Source organism: Peteryoungia rhizophila (assembly GCF_004912145.1).
GTDB lineage: Bacteria > Pseudomonadota > Alphaproteobacteria > Rhizobiales > Rhizobiaceae > Allorhizobium > Allorhizobium rhizophilum.
The window spans coordinates 361,430-388,112 of the sequence record NZ_STGT01000003.1; the positions used below are offsets into that span (position 1 = coordinate 361,430).

The 26,683-nt window shown below is 62.1% G+C and carries 26 protein-coding genes; 15 read left to right on the forward strand and 11 right to left on the reverse strand.

Going from position 1 to position 26,683, the window contains the following annotated elements; all coding sequences use genetic code 11:
* Positions 1 to 24: 24 nt before the first annotated feature.
* The 3 genes from E9677_RS12810 to E9677_RS12820 all read left to right on the forward strand — a co-directional run bounded on the left by E9677_RS12810 (position 25) and on the right by E9677_RS12820 (position 6,251).
* Complete coding sequence (locus E9677_RS12810; RefSeq protein ID WP_136558488.1) at positions 25 to 3,804, forward strand: vitamin B12-dependent ribonucleotide reductase; 3,780 nt, start codon at positions 25 to 27, stop codon at positions 3,802 to 3,804.
* Positions 3,805 to 3,824: 20 nt separating this feature from the next.
* A complete protein-coding gene (locus tag E9677_RS12815; RefSeq protein ID WP_136558489.1) occupies positions 3,825 to 4,625 on the forward strand; it encodes a hypothetical protein in 801 nt (266 codons plus the stop codon).
* Between the two features lie 1,314 nt (positions 4,626 to 5,939).
* Complete coding sequence (locus E9677_RS12820) at positions 5,940 to 6,251, forward strand: DUF1883 domain-containing protein (protein ID WP_136558490.1); 312 nt, start codon at positions 5,940 to 5,942, stop codon at positions 6,249 to 6,251.
* 22 nt (positions 6,252 to 6,273) lie between these two features.
* On the opposite strand, the gene E9677_RS12825 is transcribed toward E9677_RS12820, so the two are convergent.
* The 3 genes from E9677_RS12825 to E9677_RS12835 all read right to left on the reverse strand — a co-directional run bounded on the left by E9677_RS12825 (position 6,274) and on the right by E9677_RS12835 (position 10,168).
* On the reverse strand, positions 6,274 to 7,587 hold the full coding sequence (locus E9677_RS12825; RefSeq protein ID WP_136558491.1) for a replication-associated recombination protein A: 1,314 nt from the start codon (positions 7,585 to 7,587) through the stop codon (positions 6,274 to 6,276).
* Complete coding sequence (locus E9677_RS12830) at positions 7,584 to 8,990, reverse strand: DegQ family serine endoprotease (protein WP_136558492.1); 1,407 nt, start codon at positions 8,988 to 8,990, stop codon at positions 7,584 to 7,586. Before E9677_RS12830 ends, E9677_RS12825 begins: the two co-directional genes overlap by 4 nt.
* 110 nt (positions 8,991 to 9,100) lie before the next feature.
* The gene (locus tag E9677_RS12835; protein WP_136558493.1) at positions 9,101 to 10,168 is read right to left on the reverse strand and encodes a serine hydrolase domain-containing protein; all 1,068 of its coding nucleotides are present in this window, start codon (positions 10,166 to 10,168) and stop codon (positions 9,101 to 9,103) included.
* Between the two features lie 147 nt (positions 10,169 to 10,315).
* Here E9677_RS12835 and E9677_RS12840 point away from each other — a divergent pair, with 147 nt between their 5' ends.
* Genes E9677_RS12840 through E9677_RS12850 form a run of 3 tightly spaced genes read left to right on the forward strand, consistent with a single transcriptional unit; the run spans position 10,316 to position 11,725 of the window.
* The gene (locus E9677_RS12840; RefSeq protein ID WP_235882945.1) at positions 10,316 to 10,681 is read left to right on the forward strand and encodes a lysozyme inhibitor LprI family protein; all 366 of its coding nucleotides are present in this window, start codon (positions 10,316 to 10,318) and stop codon (positions 10,679 to 10,681) included.
* A gap of 31 nt (positions 10,682 to 10,712) precedes the next feature.
* Positions 10,713 to 10,994, forward strand: a complete 282-nt coding sequence (locus E9677_RS12845; RefSeq protein WP_235882946.1) for a DNA polymerase III subunit beta — start codon at positions 10,713 to 10,715, stop codon at positions 10,992 to 10,994.
* A 56-nt stretch (positions 10,995 to 11,050) separates the two neighbouring features.
* The gene (locus tag E9677_RS12850) at positions 11,051 to 11,725 is read left to right on the forward strand and encodes a glutathione S-transferase family protein (protein ID WP_136559055.1); all 675 of its coding nucleotides are present in this window, start codon (positions 11,051 to 11,053) and stop codon (positions 11,723 to 11,725) included.
* Between the two features lie 21 nt (positions 11,726 to 11,746).
* On the opposite strand, the gene E9677_RS12855 is transcribed toward E9677_RS12850, so the two are convergent.
* Entirely contained in the window at positions 11,747 to 12,646 is a 900-nt protein-coding gene (locus E9677_RS12855) for a LysR substrate-binding domain-containing protein (RefSeq protein ID WP_136558494.1), read from the reverse strand.
* Positions 12,647 to 12,763: 117 nt separating this feature from the next.
* Between E9677_RS12855 and E9677_RS12860 the strand changes: the two genes are divergently transcribed.
* Entirely contained in the window at positions 12,764 to 13,900 is a 1,137-nt protein-coding gene (locus E9677_RS12860; protein WP_136558495.1) for a TauD/TfdA family dioxygenase, read from the forward strand.
* Positions 13,897 to 14,661: a class II aldolase/adducin family protein gene (locus E9677_RS12865; RefSeq protein WP_136558496.1), complete on the forward strand. Its 765-nt coding sequence runs from the start codon at positions 13,897 to 13,899 to the stop codon at positions 14,659 to 14,661. Before E9677_RS12860 ends, E9677_RS12865 begins: the two co-directional genes overlap by 4 nt.
* A gap of 8 nt (positions 14,662 to 14,669) precedes the next feature.
* Here E9677_RS12865 and E9677_RS12870 read toward each other — a convergent pair whose 3' ends face one another.
* From E9677_RS12870 to ilvD, 3 genes are all read right to left on the reverse strand, one after another.
* The gene (locus E9677_RS12870; RefSeq protein ID WP_136558497.1) at positions 14,670 to 15,098 is read right to left on the reverse strand and encodes a VOC family protein; all 429 of its coding nucleotides are present in this window, start codon (positions 15,096 to 15,098) and stop codon (positions 14,670 to 14,672) included.
* A gap of 76 nt (positions 15,099 to 15,174) precedes the next feature.
* Positions 15,175 to 16,269 carry an acyltransferase family protein gene (locus tag E9677_RS12875; protein ID WP_136558498.1) on the reverse strand — a complete coding sequence of 365 codons (1,095 nt, stop codon included), beginning with the start codon at positions 16,267 to 16,269 and terminating at the stop codon, positions 15,175 to 15,177.
* A 122-nt stretch (positions 16,270 to 16,391) separates the two neighbouring features.
* Positions 16,392 to 18,227, reverse strand: coding sequence for a dihydroxy-acid dehydratase (gene ilvD, locus E9677_RS12880; protein WP_136558499.1), 1,836 nt, complete (start codon positions 18,225 to 18,227; stop codon positions 16,392 to 16,394).
* Positions 18,228 to 18,455: 228 nt separating this feature from the next.
* On the opposite strand from ilvD, the gene E9677_RS12885 reads away from it, so the two are divergent.
* The 3 genes from E9677_RS12885 to msrQ all read left to right on the forward strand — a co-directional run bounded on the left by E9677_RS12885 (position 18,456) and on the right by msrQ (position 20,822).
* Positions 18,456 to 19,061, forward strand: coding sequence for a thermonuclease family protein (locus E9677_RS12885; RefSeq protein WP_136558500.1), 606 nt, complete (start codon positions 18,456 to 18,458; stop codon positions 19,059 to 19,061).
* Between the two features lie 157 nt (positions 19,062 to 19,218).
* Positions 19,219 to 20,169 (forward strand): protein-methionine-sulfoxide reductase catalytic subunit MsrP, encoded by a 951-nt coding sequence (msrP, locus tag E9677_RS12890; RefSeq protein ID WP_136558501.1) that lies wholly within the window; start codon positions 19,219 to 19,221, stop codon positions 20,167 to 20,169.
* Positions 20,169 to 20,822, forward strand: coding sequence for a protein-methionine-sulfoxide reductase heme-binding subunit MsrQ (msrQ, locus tag E9677_RS12895; protein ID WP_136558502.1), 654 nt, complete (start codon positions 20,169 to 20,171; stop codon positions 20,820 to 20,822). Before msrP ends, msrQ begins: the two co-directional genes overlap by 1 nt.
* On the opposite strand, the gene E9677_RS12900 is transcribed toward msrQ, so the two are convergent.
* Positions 20,819 to 21,241, reverse strand: a complete 423-nt coding sequence (locus tag E9677_RS12900) for a ribosomal maturation YjgA family protein (RefSeq protein ID WP_136558503.1) — start codon at positions 21,239 to 21,241, stop codon at positions 20,819 to 20,821. The two genes, msrQ and E9677_RS12900, sit on opposite strands and share 4 nt — an antisense overlap.
* A gap of 52 nt (positions 21,242 to 21,293) precedes the next feature.
* Here E9677_RS12900 and E9677_RS12905 point away from each other — a divergent pair, with 52 nt between their 5' ends.
* From E9677_RS12905 to E9677_RS12920, 4 genes are all read left to right on the forward strand, one after another.
* Positions 21,294 to 22,166, forward strand: coding sequence for a DUF817 domain-containing protein (locus E9677_RS12905; protein ID WP_136558504.1), 873 nt, complete (start codon positions 21,294 to 21,296; stop codon positions 22,164 to 22,166).
* 113 nt (positions 22,167 to 22,279) lie between these two features.
* A complete protein-coding gene (locus E9677_RS12910) occupies positions 22,280 to 22,717 on the forward strand; it encodes a YciI family protein (protein WP_136558505.1) in 438 nt (145 codons plus the stop codon).
* Positions 22,718 to 22,723: 6 nt separating this feature from the next.
* Positions 22,724 to 23,152: a VOC family protein gene (locus E9677_RS12915; protein WP_136558506.1), complete on the forward strand. Its 429-nt coding sequence runs from the start codon at positions 22,724 to 22,726 to the stop codon at positions 23,150 to 23,152.
* Positions 23,153 to 23,204: 52 nt separating this feature from the next.
* On the forward strand, positions 23,205 to 24,521 hold the full coding sequence (locus E9677_RS12920; RefSeq protein WP_136559056.1) for an RNA polymerase sigma factor: 1,317 nt from the start codon (positions 23,205 to 23,207) through the stop codon (positions 24,519 to 24,521).
* A 90-nt stretch (positions 24,522 to 24,611) separates the two neighbouring features.
* On the opposite strand, the gene rplQ is transcribed toward E9677_RS12920, so the two are convergent.
* The 3 genes from rplQ to rpsK form a co-directional block, all read right to left on the reverse strand.
* Positions 24,612 to 25,034, reverse strand: coding sequence for a 50S ribosomal protein L17 (rplQ, locus tag E9677_RS12925; RefSeq protein ID WP_062282936.1), 423 nt, complete (start codon positions 25,032 to 25,034; stop codon positions 24,612 to 24,614).
* A gap of 116 nt (positions 25,035 to 25,150) precedes the next feature.
* Entirely contained in the window at positions 25,151 to 26,161 is a 1,011-nt protein-coding gene (locus E9677_RS12930) for a DNA-directed RNA polymerase subunit alpha (protein ID WP_112247662.1), read from the reverse strand.
* Positions 26,162 to 26,261: 100 nt separating this feature from the next.
* Positions 26,262 to 26,651, reverse strand: a complete 390-nt coding sequence (rpsK, locus tag E9677_RS12935; protein ID WP_015915761.1) for a 30S ribosomal protein S11 — start codon at positions 26,649 to 26,651, stop codon at positions 26,262 to 26,264.
* Positions 26,652 to 26,683: the final 32 nt, after the last annotated feature.

Here is a 26,683-nt window from a genome sequence, read left to right on the forward strand (position 1 = left end):
CATCAGATCGAGGGACACAGGCAGATGCGCATTGAACGTCGCTTCACCAAACCGGGGCAGTCCGCTTACGCGGAGATCGAGTTCCGCAAGGCCATCAGCGAGATCAAGAATCCCGACGGCTCAATCGTATTTCGTCTTGCCGACATCGACGTGCCCGCCCAGTTCAGCCAGGTGGCGGCCGATATTCTCGCCCAGAAATATTTCCGCAAGGCCGGCGTGCCGAAGCTGTTGAAGAAGGTCGAGGAAAACGACGTTCCTTCCTTCCTCTGGCGCTCTGTCGCCGACGAGAAGGCGCTGGCCAACCTGCCCGCCGACGAACGCTACGGCTCGGAAACCGATGCCCGTCAGGTCTTCGATCGCCTGGCCGGCACCTGGACCTATTGGGGCTGGAAGGGCAAGTATTTCACCTCTGAAGAAGACGCCTCCGCCTTCAAGGACGAGCTCGCCTACATGCTCGCCACCCAGCGCGTTGCGCCGAATTCCCCGCAGTGGTTCAACACCGGCCTGCACTGGGCCTATGGCATCGACGGCCCCGGCCAGGGCCATTTCTATGTCGACCCCTTCACGGCTAAGCTCGTCAAGTCGAAGTCGTCCTACGAGCATCCGCAGCCGCATGCCTGCTTCATCCAGTCCGTCGAAGACGATCTGGTCAATGAAGGCGGCATCATGGACCTCTGGGTCCGTGAAGCGCGTCTCTTCAAGTATGGCTCCGGCACCGGCTCCAACTTCTCCTATCTGCGCGGCGAAGGCGAAAAGCTCTCGGGCGGCGGTCGCTCGTCCGGCCTCATGTCCTTCCTGAAGATCGGTGACCGTGCAGCGGGCGCCATCAAGTCTGGCGGCACCACGCGCCGTGCGGCGAAGATGGTCGTCGTTGACATCGACCATCCGGATATCGAAGCCTATATCGACTGGAAGGTGAAGGAAGAGCAGAAGGTTGCGGCGCTGGTCACCGGCTCCAAGATCGTTGCCAAGCACCTGAAGGCGATCATGAAGGCCTGCGTCAACTGCGAGGCTGACAACGGCGCCTGCTTTGACCCGAACGAGAACCCTGCCCTCAAGCGCGAAATCAAGGCCGCGAAGAAGGACCAGGTTCCGGAAAACTACATCAAGCGCGTCATCCAGTTCGCCCAGCAGGGCTACAAGGATCTTGATTTCAAGACCTATGACACCGACTGGGATTCGGAAGCCTATCTCACCGTTTCGGGCCAGAACTCGAACAATTCCGTCTCGCTGAAGGACGACTTCCTGCGCTCGGTCGAGACCGATGGCGACTGGAACCTCACCGCCCGCAAGGACGGCAAGGTGATGAAGACGCTGAAGGCCCGCGATCTCTGGGAAAAGATCTCCTATGCCGCCTGGGCATCGGCTGATCCTGGCCTGCACTTCAACACGACGATGAACGACTGGCACACCTGCCCGGCCGCCGGCCCGATCCGCGCGTCGAACCCGTGCTCGGAATACATGTTCCTCGACGACACGGCCTGCAACCTCGCTTCCTTGAACCTTCTGCAGTTCAAGGATCAGACGACCAAGAACATCGACATCGCCGATTACGAACATGCCGTTCGTCTGTGGACCGTCGTGCTCGAAGTCTCCGTCATGATGGCGCAGTTCCCGTCGCGCCAAATCGCCGAACGCTCCTACGAATACCGCACGCTCGGCCTCGGCTATGCCAATATCGGCGGCCTGCTGATGTCCTCCGGCATCCCGTATGACTCGGCCGAAGGTCGCGCCATCTGCGGTGCGCTCACCGCCATCATGACCGGCGTCTCCTATGCGACATCAGCCGAAATCGCTTCGGAACTCGGCCCCTTCCCGGGCTTTGCGCCGAACCGCGACAACATGCTGCGCGTCATCCGCAACCATCGCCGCGCAGCCTACGGCCTGTCGGAAGGTTATGAAGGCCTCTCCGTCGATCCGGTGCCGCTGGTCCATGCCGAATGCACCGACCCTGCCCTCGTCGCCCATGCGACGGCCGCCTGGGACAAGGCGCTCGCGCTCGGCGAGCAGCATGGCTACCGCAATGCCCAGGTCTCGGTCATCGCGCCCACAGGCACGATCGGTCTCGTCATGGACTGCGACACGACCGGCATTGAGCCCGACTTCGCGCTGGTGAAGTTCAAGAAGCTCGCCGGTGGCGGCTACTTCAAGATCATCAACGCTGCCGTTCCGGAAGCGCTGCGCACCCTTGGCTATTCGGAAAGCCAGATCGCCGAGATCGACGCCTATGCGGTCGGCCATGGCAACCTGAACCAGGCGCCGGGCATCAACCCCTCGACGCTGCGTGCCAAGGGCTTCACCGACGAGAAGATCGAGGCCGTCAACGGCGCCCTGAAGGCCGCCTTCGACATCAAGTTCGTCTTCAACCAGTGGACGCTCGGTGCGGACTTCCTCAAGGAAACCCTCAAGGTTTCCGACGAGCAGCTCACCGACATGAGCTTCAACCTGCTCGACCACATGGGCTTCTCGAAGAAGGACATCGAGGCTGCCAACATCCATGTCTGCGGTGCGATGACGCTGGAAGGCGCCCCCTTCCTCAAGAACGAGCATCTTCCGGTCTTCGATTGCGCCAACCCGTGCGGCAAGATCGGCAAGCGTTACCTCTCGGTGGAAAGCCACATCCGCATGATGGCAGCGGCCCAGCCGTTCATCTCGGGTGCGATCTCCAAGACGATCAACATGCCGAACGAAGCCACCGTCGAAGATTGCGGCTCCGCCTACATGCTGTCCTGGAAGCTGGCACTCAAGGCCAACGCGCTATACCGCGATGGCTCGAAGCTCTCCCAGCCGCTCAATGCCTCGCTGATCGAAGACGAGGACCATGAGGACGGCGTCGAGGAACTGCTGGCCCAGCCGCAGGCTGCCCAGGCCGTTACGATCACGGAACGCATCGTCGAGCGGATCGTCGAGCGGATCGTGCGCGAACAGGAAAAGCTGCCGGCCCGCCGCAAGGGTTATACCCAGAAGGCCAAGATCGGCGGTCACACCATCTTCCTGCGCACCGGCGAATATGACGACGGCCGCCTCGGCGAAATCTTCCTCGACATGAACAAGGAAGGCTCGGCTCTGCGCGCCTTCATCAACAACTTCGCCATCTCCGTCTCGCTCGGCCTGCAGTATGGCGTGCCGCTCGAGGAATATGTCGACGCCTTCACCTTCACCAAGTTCGAGCCGGCCGGCATGGTCACCGGCAACGACGCGATCAAGAATGCAACGTCGATCCTCGACTACGTATTCCGCGAGCTTGCGATCTCCTACCTCGGTCGCAGCGACCTCGCCCATGTCGACACCTCCGACTTCTCCACGACCGCGCTTGGCCGTGGCGTCAAGGAAGGCAAGGCGGACGTCGTCTCCAAGGGCCTGACCCGCGGCTACAAGCCGACGCTCGTCTCCAGCCACATGCCGGCAGCGGCCGGGCCTGAGCCCAAGGGTGCAGCAACAGCCGCCCCCGCCAAGGCCTCGACGGTCACCGCTTTCTCGTCTGCAGGCAACACTGCCCGCAAGCTCGAAGTGACGACTGCGATCGCCACCTCCGAAGTCGTGTCCTTCAAGCGCGACTACGAGGAACGGGCCGTGGAACTGGCCGAGGAGATCGCCGACGAAGGCCTCTTCTCCGACACGTCCGCCGACGAGGCCGCCAAGGCCAAGGCGGATGCCAAGCAGCTCGAGGCGACCCGCCGCATGCGCTCCATCGCGCAAGGCTATACGGGCAACATGTGCTCGGAATGCCAGAACTTCACGATGGTTCGGAATGGGACTTGCGAGAAGTGCGACACGTGCGGCGCGACGAGTGGGTGCAGCTGATTAGCTGAGGCGCTCAGTCAATGAGCATCTTTGACACGAGTTCAGTGGAGGCGGGCCATCGAAGGCTCGCCTCTTCGCTTTCTCAGTATACTGCGGCATTGGAAGCCACAGGAGTTCTGGTTGATGCGGCACTTCTCCGCCAGAATTTTGTAAGGTCAGATGCCGAGGGACAGATTCGGTTTCTTGCCCTCTCCCAACTCGGATTTCGTCTCGTCAATGATATCGGTGCTGCGATAAAACTGCTCGAAGCGGGATATTTCGTTCAAGCGGCCGCATTCGGGCGGGACATGGCTGAGATCGGGATGCTAGCTATCCATTTTGCTGGAAATCCGGATGACCTGCTCAAATGGGCGAGACTAGAAGGTAAGCAACGTTACCGGTCATTTGGACGATCTCAGTTAAAGAATGCAGCAGCACCGGAACACTTTACCTACTTTAACAATCGATTTGACTTCTTCTTAGAGTTCGGGACCCATCCCTCTTTCCAATCAATCGCGGCACATCTAGATGGAGAGCGGTTGCATGTTGGGCCACACATCAACCAATCGCTTTTTCAGAACACCTACAAAGATTTAGCAAATCTTGCCTGGCGCGCAGCTGATATCGGAGGCTTGGTTTACAAGGCAGTGTTTGACCTCTCTGTAGCAGAACTGCTGCCAAACGAGTTCGCTTCGTTCATGCATCACGGTGGCGTTTTGAGGAACCTTGAGATCAAGGATATTGAGCACGAGACGTTCACGAAATCCGCCGCAGACGACGAGTTCATTGGAGACAATCCTACCTCCCCCCATGCGGGGGAGGACGGAAAATCGAAGGTTTAGGCGAGCGTAAGCCGCCTAAACTTCAGATTTTCCTGGAGAGGGGCACAGTTCCGTGGGCGCTCACCTCACCGAGCCCCTCTCTTGCGAAATCTGAGGTTTGGCCCTGATCGGCCAATTCCTCGATTTCGCTTTCTCCCCCGCAAGGGGGGAGATAGGCCGTGAGTGCCTCGGCCTTAGAACTATGTCCACCGATGTGCTCGAAACAGCCGCAACGTTAGCCGGATGAAAATCTAGGCCGCAGCCCCTACCTCCCCCCACGCGGGGGAGGACGGAAAATCGAAGGCTTAGGCCAGCGCAAGCGGCCTAAACTTCAGATTTTCCTGGAGAGGGGCACAGTTCCGTTGGCGCCGACATCACCGAGCCCCTCTCTTGCGAAATCTTAAGGTTTGGCCCTGAGCGGGCCAATTCCTCGATTTCGCTTTCTCCCCCGCAAGGGGGGAGATAGGGCCGCGCAAGCCGCCAAATCCTTCAACATCCGCAGTTCGAGGGGGACGACTTCCAAAAATCCCCCAACAAAATCAACGAAACAAACTTTTTTCATCCCCCACCATTTCCACCCCCTTACCCTAGTCCCCGTCCCGCCCTCGGATACACCTGACGATGCGATGTCAGGCGAGGCGGGGTCGGCGCCGGGGTGGCGTGCTGTCGCAGGCACAAATCCCCGGCCCGCTGCAACGGTCTCCCTCCGGACGAGGGGCTGGACGAAGGTTTTGGGCGGCGGATGCCCCAGGACCGGATACCCCGATCGGAAGGACGTGCCTCAGAGGCACACAGACAAGGCGCCCACGCCGTCGCGAACACACCAGACGGCGGGGCGGACAAAACGGCGGGGATGCGCGCCGGGCCGCAAATGGCCAGACGATCACCCCCCCGGGCGAGGGTCCCGGTCGGATTGGTGCACCATCCGACGGGAACCTCCCGGGCCACCGGCCAGGCTCTGGCAGACACTCCGCAAGGAGGACTCTGCCTCAGCCGGACCCTACGCCCGGTCGAACGTCGGACTTCGGTCCCGACGCCCGTCGCCGCCTTGCCAGAGAGACGCATGCAGCGGGACAAAAACGCCGAACGAGGCGCCGGGAGGAGCCACATAAAACTACTTAGACAGGTTGCTTCTGGCGCCTCGTCCGAGACAAGCATGACCATCCCCGGAGGGAGTTGATCCCGACCGGTGGCGAAGCTTGGGTTTTTTGACAATCAGGCATCGTCCCAAAAAAGGCCGTGCAGCACCGTTACCGCGGCCGCAAGGCAAACGCTTCCTTAACGGCCTTGGTGTAGATTAGAACACCATAAAAGACCGGACGGAGAACAGGCAGAATGTCCAAACCGACTTTCCGCTTCACCCATTACGACCTGAAAGACCAGCGCGCCGGCACGATCATCGAGGTGACGCTCTCGGCCGTGAACAATGTGCGTCTGATGACACCGACCAATTTTCAGCGGTTCAAGGAAACGCTGGACTTCAAGTTTCTCGGTGGCGTGGCGAAGAAATCGCCGCTCAAGATCGTCATTCCGGAAAGCGGCCACTGGCACATGATCGTCGACATGGAGGGCCATCACGGGTTGGCCGAATCCAAGGTCAAGATGATCGCGGCACCGGCCGTGCAGCCGAAACAGAAGGCGTCGTGAGGCTGGCCTCGACGGCGCGCCTTCAGCCGCCGCCCCGCTCGCGCCTCAGCTTCGCCCACCAGTCGAGGCGCTTCTTGATTTCGCGTTCGAAGCCTCGCTCCGGCGGATCGTAGAAGGTTTTGCGGCCCATCTTTTCCGGGAAATAGTCCTGGCCGGAAAAGGCATCCGGCTCGTCGTGGTCGTAGCGATAGCCCTCGTTATAGCCTTCCGCCTTCATCAGCTTGGTCGGGGCGTTGAGAATGTGCTTGGGCGGCAGAAGCGAGCCGTGTTCCTTGGCCGCCCGCATCGCCGCCTTATAGGCGACATAGACGCCGTTCGATTTCGGTGCGGTCGCGAGATAGACGCAGGCCTGCGCCAGCGCCAGTTCGCCTTCCGGCGAGCCGAGATAATCATAGGCGTCCTTGGCCGCATTGCAGACAACAAGCGCCTGCGGGTCGGCCAAACCGATGTCCTCGACCGCCATGCGCACCAGCCGCCGCCCGAGATAAAGCGGATCCTCGCCGGCATCGAACATGCGGCAGAGATAGTAGAGGGCAGCATCTGGGTCCGAGCCGCGTACCGCCTTGTGCAGGGCCGAGATCAGATTGTAGTGGCCGTCCTGGCCCTTGTCGTAGACGGGGGCGCGACGCTGGACGATACGCCCCAGGCCCTCCGTGTCGAAGATCTCGCCCGGACGGGCGGCGCGCCAGACTTCCTCGGCGAGCGTCAACGAGGCGCGGCCGTCGCCATCGGCCATGCGGATGAGCGCCTGACGGGCGTCGGCATCCAGCGGAAGCGGTTTTGCCTCGGTTTCCTCGGCCCGCGTCAAGAGCGTCTCGATGCTCTCGGCATCATGGCTCTTGAAGGTCAGAACCCGCGCGCGCGACAGAAGAGCGGCGTTCAGTTCGAAGCTCGGATTTTCCGTCGTGGCACCGACGAGGATGACGGTGCCGTCCTCCATGACGGGCAGAAAACCGTCCTGCTGGGCACGGTTGAAGCGGTGGATCTCGTCGACGAAGAGCAGCGTCTGGCGGCCTTCCATGCGGCGGAGCCGCGCGCTTTCGAAGACCTTCTTGAGGTCGGCGACGCCGGAAAAGATCGCCGAGATCTGCTCGAAGGCAAGACCCGCCTCGCCCGACAGAAGCCGCGCGACGGTGGTCTTGCCGGTGCCGGGCGGCCCCCAGAAGATCATCGAGCCGAGCGACCCTGCGGCGATCATCCGGGCGAGCACGCCGTCCTCGCCGGTCAGGTGTTCCTGGCCGGTCACTTCGGCCAGGTTCTTCGGCCGCAGGCGATCGGCAAGCGGGCGCCGCTCGGCCATTTCCTTCGACATCTGCGGCGCGAAGAGATCGCTCATCGGAAAATCTGCCGGATGCGTTGACCGCCGCGCTCGACCTCGACGCGCCAGAAGCCCGGATCGCTTTCGGCGATTTTCCGCAGATCGTCGACAGAACCGATCTCCTCGCCATTTATGGCGACGATGATGTCGCGCGGTGCAAAGCCGAGACGGGCGGCCGGCGAACCACGCAGGACTTCGGTCACCACGACACCGGTGACTTCGGAGGCCATCTTCAGCTCATAGGCGAGACGCGGCGACAGATTGCCGGCGCGGATGCCGGCAAAGGGGCTGCGGCCCTCGATCAGCTGGATATCGCGTGGCCGGGTTTCGGGGGCCGCGGCCAGCGTCAGCGGGATGGTTTCCTCGCGACCGTCCTGCTGGACGGTGAGTTCGGCGGCCTTGCCGAGGCCGGCGGTGGTCAGGCGGTACCCCAGTGCGTCCGGATGCTCGACCTCGATACCGTTGACGGCGGTGATCACCTGCCCCGGCTTCAACCCGGCCTTCTCTGCCGGGCCGCCTTCGACGGTGCTGACGACCAGCGCCCCGCGCACGGTCTCGAGCCCGAGCGCTTCTGCGACATCCGAGGTCACCGGCTCGAAGCTCGCACCAATATAGGGGCGTTCGAAGCTCGTATCGCCGCGATCGGCGGCATCGAGAAAGACACGGACGAGGTTGGCTGGGATGGCGAAGCCGACGCCGTTGGAGCCGCCGCCCTTGGAAAAGATCGCCGTGTTGATGCCGATCAGTTCGCCCTTCATGTCGACGAGCGCGCCGCCGGAATTACCCGGGTTGATCGCGGCATCGGTCTGGATGAAGAAGCCAAAATCGCCCTCCGTCACCTGGTTGCGGGCGAGTGCCGAGACGATGCCCGAAGTGACCGTCTGGCCGACGCCGAAGGGATTGCCGATGGCGAGCACGAGATCGCCGACCTCGGTCGCGTCGGAATCGCCGATCGGCAGCGTCGGCATGACTTCGGTGGTCTCGAACTTCAGCACCGCGAGATCGAGGCGGTCGTCCTTGAGCACGACCTTGACCGGGAATTCGCGACCGTCGGCCAGCGCCACCTTGATGTCGTCGGCGCCGTCGATGACGTGGTTGTTGGTGACGACGACACCGTCGGCTTCGACGATGACACCGGATCCCAGCGAGGACTGTTTTTCGGTGCGGTTGGGCATGCGCTGGCCGAAGAACTGCTCGAAGAAGGGATCGCCGGCAAAAAGGTTCGGGCGTCGCTGAACAAGCCGCTCGGCATAGACATTGACCACCGCGCCGCGCGTCTGCTTGACCAGTGGCGAGAAGGAGAGCTGCATCTCGAGCTGGCTCTGCGGCACGGCCTTGTCCTGGGCCAGGGCGGGAGCCGCCAAGGGCGTCAGCAGAGCGGCGATCACGGCAATCGGTTTGAGGCGGTCGAAGCGCGGCATGTGCGATAAATCCTTCATGCGATCATGGACGTTCTAGACCCGGTTCCTGCGTCCTGAAATAGGCAGAAGCAAGGAAGATCGATCGCAGATGGGGATAACACCCGCTCGGCTCAAGTCTTCACGGTTTCGATGATGCGTGTCATCAGGCCGTGGAGCTCGTCTCGGTAGCCGGTGCGGGCCGAGGGGGCGCTCTCGTTGGAGGTCATCGCGACCGTGAGTCCGAGGCTCGGTGTGATGTAGAGCATCTGGCCGCCGTAACCCCAGGCATAGTTCACCTGCTCGCCACCCATTTCCTTGAGGAACCAAGCATAGCCGTAGCCATCGCCGTTGAAGACCGAATTGGTGCGGCGGATCCAGCTTGCGCGGATCCAGTTCTCCGAGATCAGTCGCGTGCCGTCCTCGGTCACACCTCCACGGCGATAGAGTTCGCCGAAGGCATGCAGCGAGCGCGGCGTCATGGCCATCTGGTTGCCGCCGAGATAGTAGCCTTGCGGGTCGCGATCCCAAGAGCCGATGCGGAAGCCTTCGAGCGGCTCGAGCCACTCCCGGGCGAGCGCCAGCGTCGGCTTTCCCGAGACCTTGGTGAGGATGACGGACAGAAGGTGTGTGGAAGCGGTCGAATAGAGCATGCCGCCGCCGGGCTCGTCGATGAAATCGGCGGCGAGCGCGAAACGTGTCCAGTTGCGGCTGGCCACCCAGCGGCCGTAGTTGGGGCCTGACATGCGATCAAGACCTGCGCGCATGGACAGGAGATGGCCAATGGTGATCTGCGACAGCCGGGGATTGGGATTGGAGGGGAATTCCGAGCGCAGCACGGTTTCGATCTTCTGGTCGATGCCTTCCAGCAGGCCCTTGTCGATGGCGATGCCGACCAGCGCGGAGACGATGCATTTCGAGGCCGACTTGATGTTGGTCGAGCCGGTGAGCGAGCTATTGCCATAGGCACGTTCGGCGAGCGTTTCCCCGTTGCGGGTGGCGATCACGGTCTCCAGCGTGTCGAGGCGGCGGGCTTCGTCGAGCAGCGTCGCGATGCGCGGGCGGAGCGCTTCGAAATGCGCCGGGGGCGACGCTTCGGCGGCTGGCACGGCGACGGCTTGCTCAGCCGATTGGGCAAAGGCGCGGGAGGTGGAGACCACCGGCAGGGTGGCGATGGCGGCCAGGAGCGTTCTTCTGTTCATGGTGCTGAAGTTAGGCATTACCGCCGCCAATAACAGGACCTTTGCCAACTTTCACCGGAACGTGAGAGGCTGGCATGCGCGGATTGCATGGAACGATGCGGAGGCTCGGGACGTTGCCCGCATGAGTCCAGACAGAACGAGGTGACCATGTCCGATACAACAGCCGCCGCACGCGCCATCCTGTTTGCGATCTTGGCCGGCCCCGTGCTGGCGGGCGGACTTCCCGCGCAGGCCGCGAGTTTCGACTGCCAGCAACCGGAGCTCGCCGCAGACGAAACCGCCATCTGCGAAACCCTGTCCCTCAACGATCTCGACGTGAAGATGGTCACGACCTTCGAACTGCTGTCCGGCCTGCTCGCCATGGGCGCGCGCGGAGAATTGCAGGATCAGCAGATCGAATGGCTGACCAAGCGCGGCGAATGTGAGGGTGACATCGCCTGCCTCACGGCCGCCTATACGGCGCGGATGGCGCAGCTGGCGACGGTGTACCAGGATGTGCAGCGGCCGAAGTGACGGGCAACATGCTGTGTGCCAACATCCATGCATGAAACAGGTTGAAGCTATCTCGCGGCACAATTGGCTTGCACCCAATGTCCGGGGCGGCCTCGCTCTTCATCTTCGGCTCGACGGCGGGCGACAAGCGACACCAACAAGTGATCTGGACCTATTCATTGATCATGATCCAGCCCAGAAATTTTCCCTGATCGAACTCATCGGCATCCAGCAGTTTCTGAAGCAGGAACTTCGATCGCGATCGATCTCACGACATAGCCTGCACCCCATGCTAAGAGCCGATATCGAGCAGTCCGCGCTTGGGGTGTTTTGACTGGTTCAGATACATCAGAAATGGGTGCATGAGGAGCGAAGGTGACGGAGCCTACAATCACAGACCGGCCTCAGCTCTACGGCGCCGATTACAGTGTTTACGTCCGCATCGCCCGCCTTGCTCTGCTGGAAAAAGGCGTGGCGCATGACCTGGTGCCGGTCGACATCTTTGCCGAAGGCGGAATGCGCGACTCTCACCTGGCGCGGCATCCCTTCGGCAAGATCCCGGCCTTCGAACACGGTGATTTCCATCTCTATGAGACCGGCGCCATTACCCGCTATGTCGACGAGGCTTTCGACGGGCCGGCGCTTCAGCCCGCCGATGCAAAGTCGCGGGCGCGGATGAACCAGATCATCAGCATTGCGGACGGCTATGTTTATCCGCACCTGGTCTGGGGGCTCTATGTGGAATGCATCGAAAAGCCGAAGCGTGGGGAAGCCCTGGATGAGGATCGCGTGGAGAGTGCACGCGGCGTCGCCCTGATCTCGCTCACCGTGCTCGCCGGTCTGCTTTCCGACCACCGATGGATGTGTGGAGACAGGCTGACGCTGGCGGATCTCTATCTGGCGCCGATGATCGACTATGCCGTGGAGGTGCCGGAGCTTCGCGAGATGTTTGCGGAACACCGCAACCTCGGAGATTGGTGGCAGAGGGTGACGGCGCTCGACAGTTTTCGGGACACGCAGCCCTCATCGTGGCGCCAAAAATCCGCTAATTTCCTATTTGCCTAATTTCCTATTTTCTCCGCCCTGTCATGGGGCGTTCTCTGCTCCCTCCCCCAGCCAGGCCACGAAAGCCTTCACGGCCGGACGTTTCGCCGCCGCTGGCGAGACCGTGGCGAAATAGGCGGTGCCGAGGTCCAGCGCCCCGTCGGGCCAGGACCTCAGGCTGCCGTCGGCGACGAGGGTGTCGGTGATCGAGCGCCAGCCGAGCATCAGGCCACGACCGTCGAGGGCCGCTTGAACAGCCTGGACGTAGTTGTCGAAGATGTGGGATGGCCCGCGCGGCTTGGGCAGCTCGCGTCTCGCAAGATAATCGGTCCAGCCTTCCCAGTGACGGCCCTCGACGGTGCGGACATGGATGAGCGGGGCGGCGTTCAGCCCCTCGCCTTTTGCCAGCAGGCTTTCGACCAAAGCCGGGCGACCGACGGGGCAGACGGTCTCATCGAAGAGGCGCAGCGTCGTGCCGTCGGTCCAGGTGCCGCGGCCGTAGCGCAGGACGAGATCGGTGCCGGGCCACATCTGCGGCAGGTCGGTGGGTGGGACCTGGACATTGACGACATAACCGGGATGGCGGGCGTAGAAATCGCTGAGGCGCGGCATCAGCCAGTGGGTGGCGAGGCCCATGGTGCAGGCGACGGTCAAGCGCTGATCTTCGAGGCCGGTGCTGGTGCGGATTTCCTCGATCGTGTCGGCGATCAGGTCGAGGCCGTCGCGGGTGGCGCGGGCAAGTTGCTGGCCGGGCTCGGTGAGCCTTGCGGGCCGCGTCGAGCGGTCGATCAGGACGGCGCCGACATGGTCCTCCAGCGCCTTCAGCGCCTGCGTGACGGCGGGCTGCGTGACGTTCAGGGCGCTTGCTGCCTCGCGCATCGAGCCGAGCCGGGCGACGGCTTCGAAGGTGGTCAGAAGACGCAGGGGCGGAAGACGGCTCAACTTAACCTCCAGCTTAACTCAGCATAAGCATAATCGCTCTGGCTTCACCCGCAAAGTCGGATGATGATCGTCAAATCAGATCATCATTTTCGCCGCCAAGACTTAAGGAAATCCGCAATGAACATGCATGTTGCGACCGGGGCCGTGACGCTTGCCGACAAGGGGCTCCACCTGCCGCTTTCCGAGGGCAAACAAGCCTACTTCAATTACTACTGGCTGCGCGACAATTGCCCCAGCTCCTTCGACAGCACGACGCGTGAGCGCAGTTTCGATATCTTTCATCTATCGGCAGCACCCCGTGCCGATAGTGCCGAGATCGAGGACGGGACGCTTGTCATCCGCTGGGCGGGCGAAAACCATGTGTCGCGCTATCCGCTCTCGCTGCTTGAACTTTACACTGACGGCAAACATCGGCCGGATCCCGCCGACCTGCCGCGCAAGGCGTGGTTCAGCGATCATTACGCTGATATCCCGCGCTTCTCGCAGCCGGAGCTGATGCGTGACCCACAGAAGGTTGCGGAATGGCTGGAGGCGATGATCGTCGAGGGGCTGACGATCGTCACCGACATGCCCGACAGCGATCAGGGGCTGACCGAGACAGTGAAGCTGATGGGCCATGTGCGGCCGACCTTCTTCGGCGACTATTTCGACGTGAAGACGCATATCAACCCGACGAACACTGCCTATACAGCGAAGGCGCTGGAGCTGCATACCGACACGCCGGCGGAGGAGCATGCGCCGGGCATCCAGTTCCTGCATTGCCGGGCCAATAGCGTCGAGGGCGGGATGAGCATCTATTCGGACGGCGTGGCGGTGGCCAATGCTTACAGAGAGATCGATCCTGATGGATTCAAGCTGCTGTCGGAAATCGACATTCCGTTCTTCTGCGAGCACGACACCTATGACATGCGCTCGCGGCAGCGGGTGATCGAACTCGACAAACATGGCGAGGTCTCTGGCCTGACGATCAGCCAGCACATGGCGGATCTGTTCGACCTGCCGCAAACCGTGCTCGACGATTATTATCCGGCCTTCTGCCGCTTCGGGAAGATGTTGCAGGATGACAAGTTCATGATGCGCTTCCTGATGAAGGCCGGCGACTGCATGGTGTTCGACAACCACCGGATCGTGCATGGCCGCATGGCCTATTCGGCGACCAGCGGTGACCGCTATCTGCGCGGCTGTTATGCCGATCGCGAGGAGATGCGCTCGACCTATCGCGCGCTGACGACGGAAGGACGGTTCAAGGCATGAATATTTCTCCTGCTGTCAACGACATGCTCGACGAGGCGTCGCTGACCACGCTGCGTGAGGATCTCGCGGCGGCGTTTAGGCTCTGCCATCGCTTCGGCTGGAGCGAGTCGGTCGGCAATCATTTTAGTGCTGCGGTCTCCGCCAATGGACGGAAATTCCTGCTCAATCCGCGCTGGCAGCATTTTGCCACGATCAAGGCCAGCGACCTTTTGCTGCTCGACGCCGATGATCCCGATGTGATGAACGGTGAGAACGCGCCAGATCCGTCGGCCTGGACCGTGCATGGCACGCTGCACCGGATGCTGCCGGAGGCGCGCGTCATCCTGCATTGCCATTCGCCCTATGCGGTGGCGCTATCCTGCCTCAAGGATCCGACGCTTCTGCCGCTCGACAACAACACGGCGCGGTTTTTCGGGCGGATCGGCTACGACCTCGATTTCGGCGGGATTGCCGATGCGGCGGAAGAGGGTGAGCGGCTTGTCGAGATGATCCGGGGCAAGGCGGTGCTGGTCATGGGCAATCACGGTGTGTCGGTTGCCGGCGAGACGGTGGCGGATGCCTTCGAGGACCTCTACTTCTTCGAGAAGGCGGCGCAGACGATGGTGCTGGCGCTGTCGACGGGACAGCCACTGGCGGTGTTGTCGGACGAGATCGCGCAGGGTACGTCGGATGGCTGGATTCCCTATCGCGGCATGGCGGAAAAGCATTTTGCCTATTTGAAGTCGTGCCTGGACAAGGAAGACCCGTCTTATCGGGATTGAGGCAGGACTCAGGCCCGACCATCCGGATATTCCGCCGGGCCCTTGATCTCGATCGTGTTTCCGAAGGGGTCCTTCACGTAGAAGGAATGGCCCATGCCGCGGGCGCCGCCATGCAGGGCTTCGCGATCGATCGCCACACCGTGGCGGGCGAGATGGGCCCGCAGTTCGTCATGGTCGAAGGGGCCGGTTGCGATGCAGACATGGTCGACATTGCGGCCGCCGGCGACGGGCGGGGCAGCCTTCTGGCCGCCGGGATGGGTGATGTCCCAAAGTACGATCAGGGCGCTGCCGCACCAGACCTGCTCCATGCCGAGCGCCGGATAGGTATAGCCGGGGCGGCAGCCGAGGACGTCGTGATAGAAACGGAGCGCCTTTTCCATATCGTCGACGATAAAGACGACATGATCGATGCCGACGAGGCTGAAGGGGACGGTCATGGCGGCTCCTGAAAACAAGGAATTTGGGTTAGCGGCTGGCCGGCGGAGACGGACGTGCTGCCGAAGCAACCATCGGTCAGCGGCTTGCAGGCTCCTGACCGAACCGTTCGACGGTTCCCACGGCTGGTTGTCTGAGGCGACGCCGACGGAGATCGATGCCATTGATGAACCTGCGCGCAGGACCTTCAATCAACAGGTAACTGCCGATGGCGCAGCACAAGGCAGCCATGACAAGCACGACGACATAGATCAAACCCATTTCCCGGAAACGGCCGGCCGCGACATAAAATGGCTGCTGCCAAAGATAGAGGGAATAGCTGATGAGGCCGACCCAAACGAGCGGCCGGAAGGACAGCGCCTCCCTAACCATTTTCGGGGCAATGTCGAGCGTATTGACGCTCCAAGCCAGCAAGAGCGTCGCCACGCCGTATTTCACATATCCCGGAGCCTGTTCGGCAAACATCATCAAGGCACATGGTACGGCAAGCAGCGTGAGTGCGGGATGCATGAAGCGCTTGAGGTCAAACTCGCGAATTGCGAGATAGATCGAGGCGGAGATCAGGATGGAGGCGATGCGGACATCCGTGCGCCAATAGGCCAGCTCTTCGCGCTGACCGAAATGCTCGCTGGAAATCACCCCGTTTGCCACGCACAGGATCGCTGCACCCATCATGCAATACATCGCCAGCCGCGCATTGCGGCGGGTGAACCAGGCGAGCATCAGAAGGATGAGATAGCTGTGTTCCTCGACTGAGAGCGACCAGGTATGGGCGAACATCAGGCCGCGGGAAAAGAAAAACTCGAGATAGCTTGCGGTGAAGGTGAGTGCCGCGACTATGTCGGGCAGTTGTGCCAGCGGCTCGCGTGTGTGCATCAGTTCCACGCTCAGCAAGGCCGGGATGCTGACGCAGGAGACGAAGACCAGCAGAGCCGGATAGATGCGCGAAAAGCGGCGCCTGAGGAACTCGACGGCATCCAACCTGCGAACGAAGAGGATCTCGGCCATCAGCCTGCCGGACAGGACAAAGAAGAGCTCGACTCCAAATGAGCCAAACTCCATGCCCGGCACCGGGAAGAAGTGGCCGATCATCACGGCAATAATGGCGAGCCCCCGCCAGCCGTCGAGAAATGCCAATCTCTCGCTGGTGGGTTTTATGCCGCTCGTTGTCATGAACCATCTCCCGGGTATCCAGGCGATATATCCAATCAAGCGGATTTTCGAAAGCTTGACGTTAAGAGGTGGTTAACGAGCAACCCGTCGGTCAGGCCGACGGGTTGCCGGGTGCAGAACCGTTATTCAGGCAACTGACGTACCGCGCCCTTGTCGGCAGACGAGGCGAAGGCGGCGTAGGCCTTGAGAGCCGTCGTGACGTTGCGCTTGCGCTTTTCGGCGGGGAACCAGCCCTTGGCATCCTGCTCGGCGCGGCGGCGTTCCAGTTCGGCCGGATCGACGACGAGGTTGATCGTGCGGTTGGGAATGTCGATGTCGATCATGTCGCCCTCGCGGACGAGACCGATGGCGCCGCCCTGGGCGGCTTCCGGCGAGGCATGGCCGATCGAGAGGCCGGAGGTGCCGCCGGAGAAGCGGCCGTCGGTGATCAGCGCGCAGACCTTGCCGAGGCCCTTCGACTTCAGATAGCTCGTCGGGTAGAGCATTTCCTGCATGCCTGGGCCGCCCTTCGGGCCTTCATAGCGGATGACGACGACGTCGCCAGCCTTGACCTCGTTTGAGAGGATCGCCTTGACCGAAGCGTCCTGGCTTTCGAAGACGCGGGCCGGGCCGGAGAATTTCAGGATCGATTCATCGACGCCAGCGGTTTTCACGATGCAGCCGTCGAGCGCGATATTGCCCTTGAGGACGGCCAGACCACCATCCTTGGAGAAGGGATGCTCGACCGAGCGGATGACGCCCGTTTCGCCGTCCGTATCGAGGTCTTCCCAGCGCGAGGACTGCGAGAAGGCCTGGGTGGTGCGGACACCGCCGGGGGCGGCCTTGAAGAAGTCACGCACGGTTTCGGAATTGGTGCGGGTGATGTCCCAGCGGTCGATGGCGTGGCCAAGCGTTTCGGCATGCACGGTTGGGCAATCCCGGTTGATCAGGCCGCCACGGTCGAGTTCGCCGAGGATGCGCATGATGCCGCCCGCGCGGTGAACGTCTGCCATGTGCACGTCCTGCTTGGCAGGCGCGACCTTGGACAGGCAAGGCACCTTGCGCGACAGCCGGTCGATGTCGTCCATGGTGAAATCGATGCCGCCTTCATGGGCCGCCGCCAAGATGTGCAGGACTGTATTGGTCGAGCCGCCCATGGCGATGTCGAGGGCCATGGCGTTTTCAAAGGCTGCCTTGGAGGCGACGTTGCGCGGCAACACGCTTTCGTCGTCCTGCTCGTAGTAGCGGCGGGTGATGTCGACGATCAGGTGGCCGGCCTCGACGAAGAGGCGCTTGCGGTCGGAATGGGTGGCGAGCGTCGAGCCGTTGCCGGGCAGCGAGAGGCCGAGCGCTTCGGTCAGGCAGTTCATCGAATTGGCGGTGAACATGCCGGAGCAGGAGCCGCAGGTCGGACAGGCAGCCTTCTCGATTTCGTCGACATCGGCGTCGGAAATCTTGTCATCGGCAGCAGCGACCATGGCGTCGACGAGGTCGAGGGCGACCTTGCGGCCCTGCAGGATCGCCTTTCCGGCTTCCATCGGGCCACCGGAGACGAAGACGGCGGGGATGTTGAGGCGCATGGCAGCCGAGAGCATGCCGGGCGTGATCTTGTCGCAGTTGGAGATGCAGACCATGGCGTCGGCGCAGTGGGCGTTGACCATGTATTCGACCGAGTCGGAGATGATCTCGCGCGAGGGCAGCGAATAGAGCATGCCGTCATGGCCCATGGCGATGCCGTCGTCGACCGCGATGGTGTTGAACTCCTTGGCGACACCGCCGGCCGCTTCGATTTCACGGGCGACGAGCTGGCCGAGATCCTTCAGGTGGACATGGCCGGGCACGAACTGGGTAAACGAGTTGACGACCGCGATGATCGGCTTGCCGAAATCGCCGTCCTTCATGCCGGTCGCGCGCCAGAGGCCGCGGGCACCGGCCATGTTGCGGCCATGGGTGGTGGTTCTCGAACGATAGACGGGCATGGGTGTCACCTCGGTAGCTGTTCGCCGCCATGCCTGCACCCTCGGCGCCAGGGCAAGGCGGCCATTTTGGAACTGGTCTAAGCCATGCATCCCTGCCTGTCACTAGCATCCGAAGGCATTTCGGTACGCTCGGGAGACCGTCGGGCACCGTTTTCAATCGCATTTGAGTGATCGGCTTAAGGCCGTGGCAAGGTGTGTTTATTAGAATTTACAGCGGAAGGAGGCGTCATGATGACCCGCAAACCTGCCCGCGTGATTCTGTTGAAAGATGCCCGCCAGAAGCTCAATCCCGAGCCTCCACCGCGCTGGAACCCGTTTGCCGCGCTCTACCGTTTCAGGCGCGCGCTGATGGCGGCGGGGTTCGCGGCACTTGCCGTCATTCATTTCGAAAAGCTTCCCTATTCCTACCTGGTTGTGCCGGCGAGCAACAAGTTGATCGACTACGGCATCACCGGGGCGGTCGCCCCTCGCCCGGAGCCGATCGAGGGGCGCTTCACAACCTGCGCCGGCGCGCAGCGGGTCAATTGCGTCGTCGATGGCGACACCTTCTGGTATCGGGCGGTAAAATACCGGATATCCGACATCAACACGCCCGAGATCGGGCGACCGGAATGCGAGACAGAGCGGCGACTGGGCCTCGAAGCGCAAGTGGCACTGCTCGACAGTCTCAATTCCGGCGGGCTGACCATGGAGCGACGAGAGCGGCGCGACGTGGACCAGTATGGCCGAAAGCTGCGGGTGGTGCTGCAGGACGGTCGCTCGGTGGGCGACGCACTGGTCGCGCGCGGGCTCGCCCATCGCTGGGAAGGCCAGAAACTCGACTGGTGCGGCTGAAGGCCGTCGCAGCAACCGGTAAATTCTTACAGGGCGGCACCGCACACAAGCTACACGAAATTGTTCCCGGTCACCGTCTTTTCGGCAGCGTGAAACTCTGGTCTCTATCCTTGCGTCTCCTATCTAGAGAGACACAGAGAGCCTGACGAGGTCTACCATGCCCCACTACCAGCCGCCGAGAATTGCCAGTTCAGAGATCACACCGAAGTCGCTCTACATGAGGCGGCGCGAATTCATCGGGGCTGCGGCCGGCGGCCTCGCGGCCGTGGGGCTCGGCTCTCAGGCGCTGGCGGCGCCGCTCGCAGCGAAGCCGAGCATCTACAAGCTCGACGAAAAGCTGACCTCCAAGGAAGACGTGACGACCTACAACAATTTCTACGAGTTCGGCACGGGCAAGGATGATCCGGCGCGCAATGCGGGATCGCTCAACACCCGCCCTTGGACGATCGAGGTCGGCGGGATGGTCGCCAAGCCGCAAGTGATCGACATCGAGACGATCCTGAAGGAAATCACGATGGAGGAGCGCGTCTACCGGATGCGCTGCGTCGAAGCCTGGTCGATGGTGATCCCGTGGATCGGCTTCCCGATCTCCGCCATTCTCGACAGGGCCGAGCCGCTCGGCTCGGCGAAATATGTCGCCTTCGAAACGCTGGTCCGGCCCGAGGAAATGCAGGGACAGGCGGGGCTCTTCCAGGCGCTGGAATGGCCCTATGTCGAAGGCTTGCGGCTGGACGAAGCGCGCCATCCGCTGGCGATCCTCGCAACCGGGCTCTATGGCGAGACGCTGCCGAACCAGAACGGCGCGCCGATCCGGCTCGTCGTGCCGTGGAAGTACGGCTTCAAGGGCATCAAGTCGATCGTCAAGATCACGCTCACCGAGCAGGAGCCACCGTCGACCTGGAACAAGTTGCAGCCCTCGGAATATGGGTTCTATGCCAACGTCAATCCCGAGGTCGACCATCCGCGCTGGAGCCAGGCGACCGAGCGGCGGATCGGCGAAGCAGATGGACTGTTCGGCGGGGCCCGCATCGATACGCTGCCGTTCAACGGTTATGCCGACGAGGTGGCAAGCCTCTATGACGGCATGGACCTCAAGACGTTCTTCTGATGGCATCGCTCGCAATGCCCGCCCTGCCCGCACTACCCGCCCGCTATCGCCCGGCCTCCGTCTGGGCGCTCTATGCGGTCGGGCTGTTGCCGGGCCTCTATGCCTTCTATCTCGGGATCTTCGGGGGGCTGGGTGCGGACCCCGTGCGCGCCTTCGAACATCTGCTCGGGCTCTGGGCGCTGAGATTTCTCTGCCTGGGGCTCGTGGTGACACCGCTCAGGGATCTCTTCGGCATTAATCTAATTGCCTACCGGCGCGCACTCGGTCTTCTCGCCTTCTATTATGTGCTCGCCCATTTCACCGTCTATCTGACGCTGGACCGGGGTCTGATCCTGTCGTCGATCGCCGGCGACATCCTGAAGCGGCCCTATATCATGCTCGGCATGGCGGGGCTTCTGATGCTGATCCCGCTGGCACTGACTTCGAACCAGTGGTCGATCCGCAGGTTGGGGCAGCGCTGGAACAAGCTCCACAAGCTGGTCTATCCTGTGCTCCTGGTGGCGATCCTGCATTATGCACTGTCGCTGAAGGTGATCGATCCGGAGGCCGCCTTCTATATCGTCGTGACGATCCTGCTGCTCGGTTACCGGCTCGTGCGGCCGAAGATCATGGAACGGCGGCGGGCGAAGCGGATGGCGGGCGCGGCCCGCTAGTCGGGCGACCGGCTGGAGCGGGCGAAAAGCCGCGCTTCGACCAGCGCGGCCAGCACGATCCCCAGGGTATAGGCCGCGATGTTCCACCAGGAGAAGATACGGCCTAGCAGAAGAGCGCCTGCCAGCGTCAGGCGGAAGGCATCCAGCCAAGGCGTATGGTAGAGGCGGCTGAATTCGGTGAGGGCTGCAACGACGATGGCGATGAGCGCCAGTCGGGCAAGCGGCTGCCTCGGCAGGAGCGTGGCGAGCACGAAGAAGACCATGGCGCCCCAGAGCGCCGAGCCGCCATACTTTACCAGCAGATACGGCAGACCGATGTCGTAGCCGCCGAGCCGGAGCGCAAGGCCACAGGCAATGATACCGACAGCTATCCCCAGCCGTCGGATACGAAGTGACGTCGATGCCTTGATTTCGTCCATGGCCGCTTAGTAGTGAGGTTGCAATGGAATGCAACAGCGAAGGCGGTCGGCGATGACACTGGTGGCAGATGGACGAAACGGCCTCCTGAGCGCACTCGACCGCAGGCTAATCGACCAGACACCATATCCCGAGCTCACCGGCTTTCGTCGCTTTGTCGTCGAATTTCTGCTTTTCGGGATCAAGGAGGCGCGGGCCTGCCTGTTTGCCGGACTGTTCTTCGTCTCGATCTTCGTCGTGCCACGCGCGGGCCTCTTCGGCATTCCGCGTTATGACGTACTGCTGATCATTGCGCTTGCCATCCAGATCTGGATGGTCTGGACCAAGCTCGAGACGATGGACGAGCTGAAGGCGATCTGCCTCTTCCACGTCGTCGGTTTTGCGCTCGAAGTGTTCAAGACATCGGGGGCCATCCAGTCCTGGTCCTATCCTGATTTCGCCTATTCCAAGGTGCTCGGCGTACCTTTGTTTTCCGGCTTCATGTATGCGGCCGTCGGCAGCTACATCATCCAGGCCTGGCGGCTCCTCGATGTGCGCATCCGCCATCACCCGCCCTACTGGATGGCCATCGGCGTGGCACTCGCGATCTATCTCAACTTCTTCACCCACCACTATATCGGCGATTATCGCTGGTACCTGGCGGCACTCGCGATCGGGCTCTATGCCCGCACGACCGTCACCTTCCGGCCCTTCGACCGGGATCGGCAGATGCCGATGCTGCTCGCCTTCATCCTGATCGGCTTCTTCATCTGGGTGGCGGAGAACATCTCCACCTTCTTCGCCATCTGGCATTATCCGAACCAGCTCGGCGCCTGGTCGACGGTACATCTGGGCAAGTGGAGCTCGTGGACGCTGCTCGTGATGATGACCTTCACCATCGTCGCCTCGCTCAAGCATATCCGGGCGACGATCCACATTCCGAAGTGAGCAAGGCAGATTGCGAAAGATTTTTTTCGCATGGCGTGTCGAAATCGGTTTAGCTCGTTCGTTGGGAGAACAGGATCGCCAAAAGGGATCCTGACAACGAGAGGAGTGAAGACATGCGTGTCATGGTGATGGTGAAGGCGACGGAAGACAGCGAAGAAGGCATCATGCCGCCGGCGAAGCTGTTCGAGGACATGGGCAAGTTCAACGAGGAACTGGTGCAGGCAGGCATCATGATGTCCGGCGACGGGTTGAAGCCGTCGAAGATGGGCAAACGCGTCGCCTTCGACGGGCCGGACCGCCGGGTGATCGACGGACCCTTTGCCGAGACCCGGGAGCTGGTGGCCGGCTACTGGATCTGGGAGGTGAAGGACATGGACGAGGCCGTCGCATGGGTGAAGCGTTGCCCGAACCCGATGCTGGGACCGAGCGAAATCGAGATCCGGCCCTTCTATGAGATGGAGGATTTCGCCGAGATCGCGACGCCCGAGGGCCAGGCGAGCCATGATCGCGCGGCCGAAGGTCTCGCCGCCCAGCAGAAGACGAAGGGCTGAGGCATTATGAGCAAGATAATCTTCATCAACCTGCCGGTCACCGATCTCGATGCCTCGACCCGCTTCTACGAGGCGCTGGGGGCGACGAAGAACCCGCAATTCTCCAACGAGAACGCGGCCTGCATGATGCTCTGCGACACGATCGGCGTGATGATCCTGACGCATGACTTCTACCGCACCTTCACCAGCCGGCCGATTGCAGATGCCAAGGCGACGAGCCAGGTGCTGCTCGCGCTGACGGTGGAGGCACATGCGGATGTCGACCGCGTGCTGGGTGCGGCCACCGCCGCCGGTGGGCGGGCCGATCCGAACCCGCCGCAGGATCACGGCTTCATGTGGAGCCGGTCGGTGGAAGACCCGGACGGGCATGTCTGGGAGATCTTCTGGATGGATCCGGCGGCTGCCGCCGGCGATACGACCGGTGTCGACGCCTGAGCTCCTTTCCTCCGAGGTTGACCAGCCGGGGAACGCGTCCATACTCCGCTTCATGACACGGGACGGACAGGCGGTAGCCCCCTCCTCCCGCCGGCATGGCGACGGCGCGGAGGCAGCGGCTCGGGACATCGAGGCAATCTATCGCATGGAGCGGGTCCGGCTCACTGCCGGGCTCGCGAGGCATGTGGGCGATCTGGGTCTCGCCGAGGACCTGGCGCAGGAGGCGCTGATTTCAGCGCTTGCGACCTGGCCTCGAACCGGCACGCCGCCCAATCCCGGTGCGTGGCTGATGACGACCGCCAAGCGGCGCGGCGTCGATCTGTGGCGCCGGCGTCGGATGATGGCGCGGCACGAAGCGTCGCTTGCCCATGACATCGAGACCGGCCGCGCGGACGAGCATGAGGCCGTCGAGGCGACGCTCGACGACGAGATCGGTGATGAGCGGCTGTCGCTGATCTTCACCGCCTGCCATCCCCTGCTCTCGCGCGACCAGCGCACGGCGCTGACCCTGAAGGTCATCGGCGGACTGACGACGGAAGAGATCGCACGCGCCTTCCTCACCCAGGAGACCACGGTCGCGCAGCGGATCGTCAGGGCGAAGAAGATCCTGCGGGATGCCGATATCACCTTCGAGGTCCCGATGGGGCAAGAGCGCGACGCCCGCCTCGCCTCGGTGCTGGAGGTCATCTACATCATCTTCAACGAAGGTTATGCCGCAAGCCGCGGCGAGGAGCTGATCCGAGTGCAGCTTTGCCAGGAGGCGATGCGGCTCGGTCGAATTTTGGTGGGCCTCGCGCCGCTTGAACCGGAGGCGCATGGGCTCTTAGCCCTGATGGAGCTGCAAGCCTCGCGCTTCAAGGCGCGGGTAGCGCCTGATGGCAGCGCGTTGACGCTGGAGACACAGAACCGGGGGCTCTGGGACCGCTTGCTGATCCAGAGAGGGCTGGAAGGCATGGCGGCGGCGAAGCGTCTCGGTGGCGACGACGGGGTCTATGCGCTGCAGGCGGCGCTGGCAGCGGTGCATGCGCGGGCGGCACGGTTCGAGGACACAGACTGGGCGCTGAGCGCTGCGCATTATGATCGGCTGCTGGAGCGGGTCCCCTCGCCTGTTGTTGCCCTCAACCGCGCCGTGGCGCATGCCATGGCATTTGGACCAGACCTGGGGCTGACGCTGTTGGCGGACATAGAGGGTGAACCGCAACTGGCGGACTATCCGCCGCTCCATGCTGCGAAGGGTGATTTCCTGATGCGGTTGGGTCTGCTGGCGGAGGCGCAGGTGGCGTTCGAGCTGGCGGCTGGATTGAGCGGCAACGAGACCGAGCGGGCATTTCTGATGGCGCGGGCGGAGGCGTGCGAACGGGAGCCCTAAACCCGACCTGCCATTCAAGCGCTACAATACCAAAAAGCCGGGTGATCGCTCACCCGGCTTTTTATCATCCTACCCTTGCGGGCAGGAAACTTACGCTGCTTCAGCTTCGGCTTCAGCGGCGACGCGGGCCTTGTCGGCTGCGCCCTTGGCATCAACGTCGCGCTCGACGAACTCGATGACGGCCATGGCGGCGTTGTCGCCCTGGCGGAAACCGGCCTTCATGATGCGCAGGTAGCCGCCGTTGCGGGTGGCGTAACGCGTCGCGATGGCGTCGAACAGCTTGGCAACGACGGAAACGTCGCGGATCTGCGAGATCGCCTGACGGCGAGCATGCAGGTCGCCGCGCTTGCCGAGGGTGACGAGCTTTTCGACGATCGGGCGAATTTCCTTCGCCTTCGGCAGGGTGGTCACGATCTGCTCATGCAGGATGAGCGAAGCCGCCATGTTGGCGAACATCGCCTTACGGTGGCTGGCGGTACGGTTCAGCTTGCGGCCGGCTTTCTGGTGGCGCATTGCTATTCTCCTTTGAGTGCAGGCTCTGTCTCAGAGGCTGCCGTTTCCTGACACATACGGGCATTCGCCCGCAGTTTGACGGGGAAAGGCAGGCTTAGAGGCTGCCTTCACTGTTATTAATACTGGTCTTCGTAACGCTTCGCGAGATCTTCGATGTTCTCGGGCGGCCATGCCGGTACTTCCATACCGAGGTGCAGGCCCATGGAAGCGAGAACTTCCTTGATTTCGTTCAGCGACTTGCGACCAAAGTTCGGCGTGCGCAGCATTTCTGCTTCGGTCTTCTGGATCAGATCGCCGATATACACGATGTTGTCGTTCTTCAGGCAGTTTGCCGAGCGGACAGACAATTCGAGTTCGTCGACCTTCTTGAGCAGAGCCGGGTTGAAGGCGAGTTCGGTGACCGACTCTTCTTCGACTTCCTTCTGCGGTTCGTCGAAGTTGACGAAGACGCCGAGCTGGTCCTGGAGAATGCGGGCCGCGAAAGCGACTGCGTCTTCACCCGTGACCGAGCCATCGGTTTCGATGGTCATCAGCAGCTTGTCGTAGTCGAGAACCTGTCCTTCGCGGGTGTTTTCCACCTTGTAGGACACCTTCTTGACCGGCGAGTAGAGGCTGTCGACCGGGATGAGACCGATCGGTGCATCTTCCGCGCGGTTGCGCTCGGCCGGGACGTAACCCTTGCCGTTGTTGACCGTGAACTCCATGCGGATCTCGGCACCTTCATCGAGGGTGCAGATAACATGGTTGGGGTTCAGGATCTCAATGTCGCCGACCGTCTGGATGTCACCGGCGGTTACAACGCCCGGACCCTGCTTGCGGACAACCATGCGCTTGGCATCGTCGCCGTCCATCTTGATGGCGATTTCCTTGATGTTCAGGACGATGTCGGTGACATCTTCGCGAACGCCCGGGATAGACGAGAACTCGTGCAGAACGCCGTCGATCTGGACAGCCGTGACGGCTGCACCACGAAGCGACGACAGGAGAACGCGACGCAGGGCGTTACCGAGCGTCAGACCGAAGCCACGCTCGAGCGGCTCGGCGACCAGGTTCACCTTGGTGCGGCCGGAGGAGGAAAATTCCACCTTGTTCGGCTTGATCAGTTCCTGCCAATTCTTCTGAATCATGATTTTACCTTCCGTTCGCCATCACCATTCAATCGTGACGGCCGAATATGAGAAGCACCGGCAAGGCGCGCAAACGCCTGGCCGGCAAAACGAAGAATGATTAGACGCGACGCTTCTTGCGCGGACGGCAGCCATTGTGCGGGATCGGCGTCACGTCGCGGATCGACGTGATCATGAAGCCGGCAGCCTGGAGGGCGCGCAGAGCGGATTCACGACCCGAACCCGGACCGCAGACTTCCACTTCGAGGGACTTCATGCCGTGTTCCTGGGCCTTCTTGGCGCAGTCTTCAGCAGCGATCTGGGCAGCGAACGGGGTCGACTTGCGCGAACCCTTGAAGCCCTTGGCACCAGCAGACGACCAGGCAATGGCATTGCCCTGTGCGTCGGTGATGGTGATCATCGTGTTGTTGAAGGTCGAGTTGACGTGGGCAACGCCCGACGAGATATTCTTGCGTTCGCGACGGCGGACGCGTGTGGCTTCCTTGGCCATGGTCTTCCTTTCAGTTGATCTAAGCACCGCCG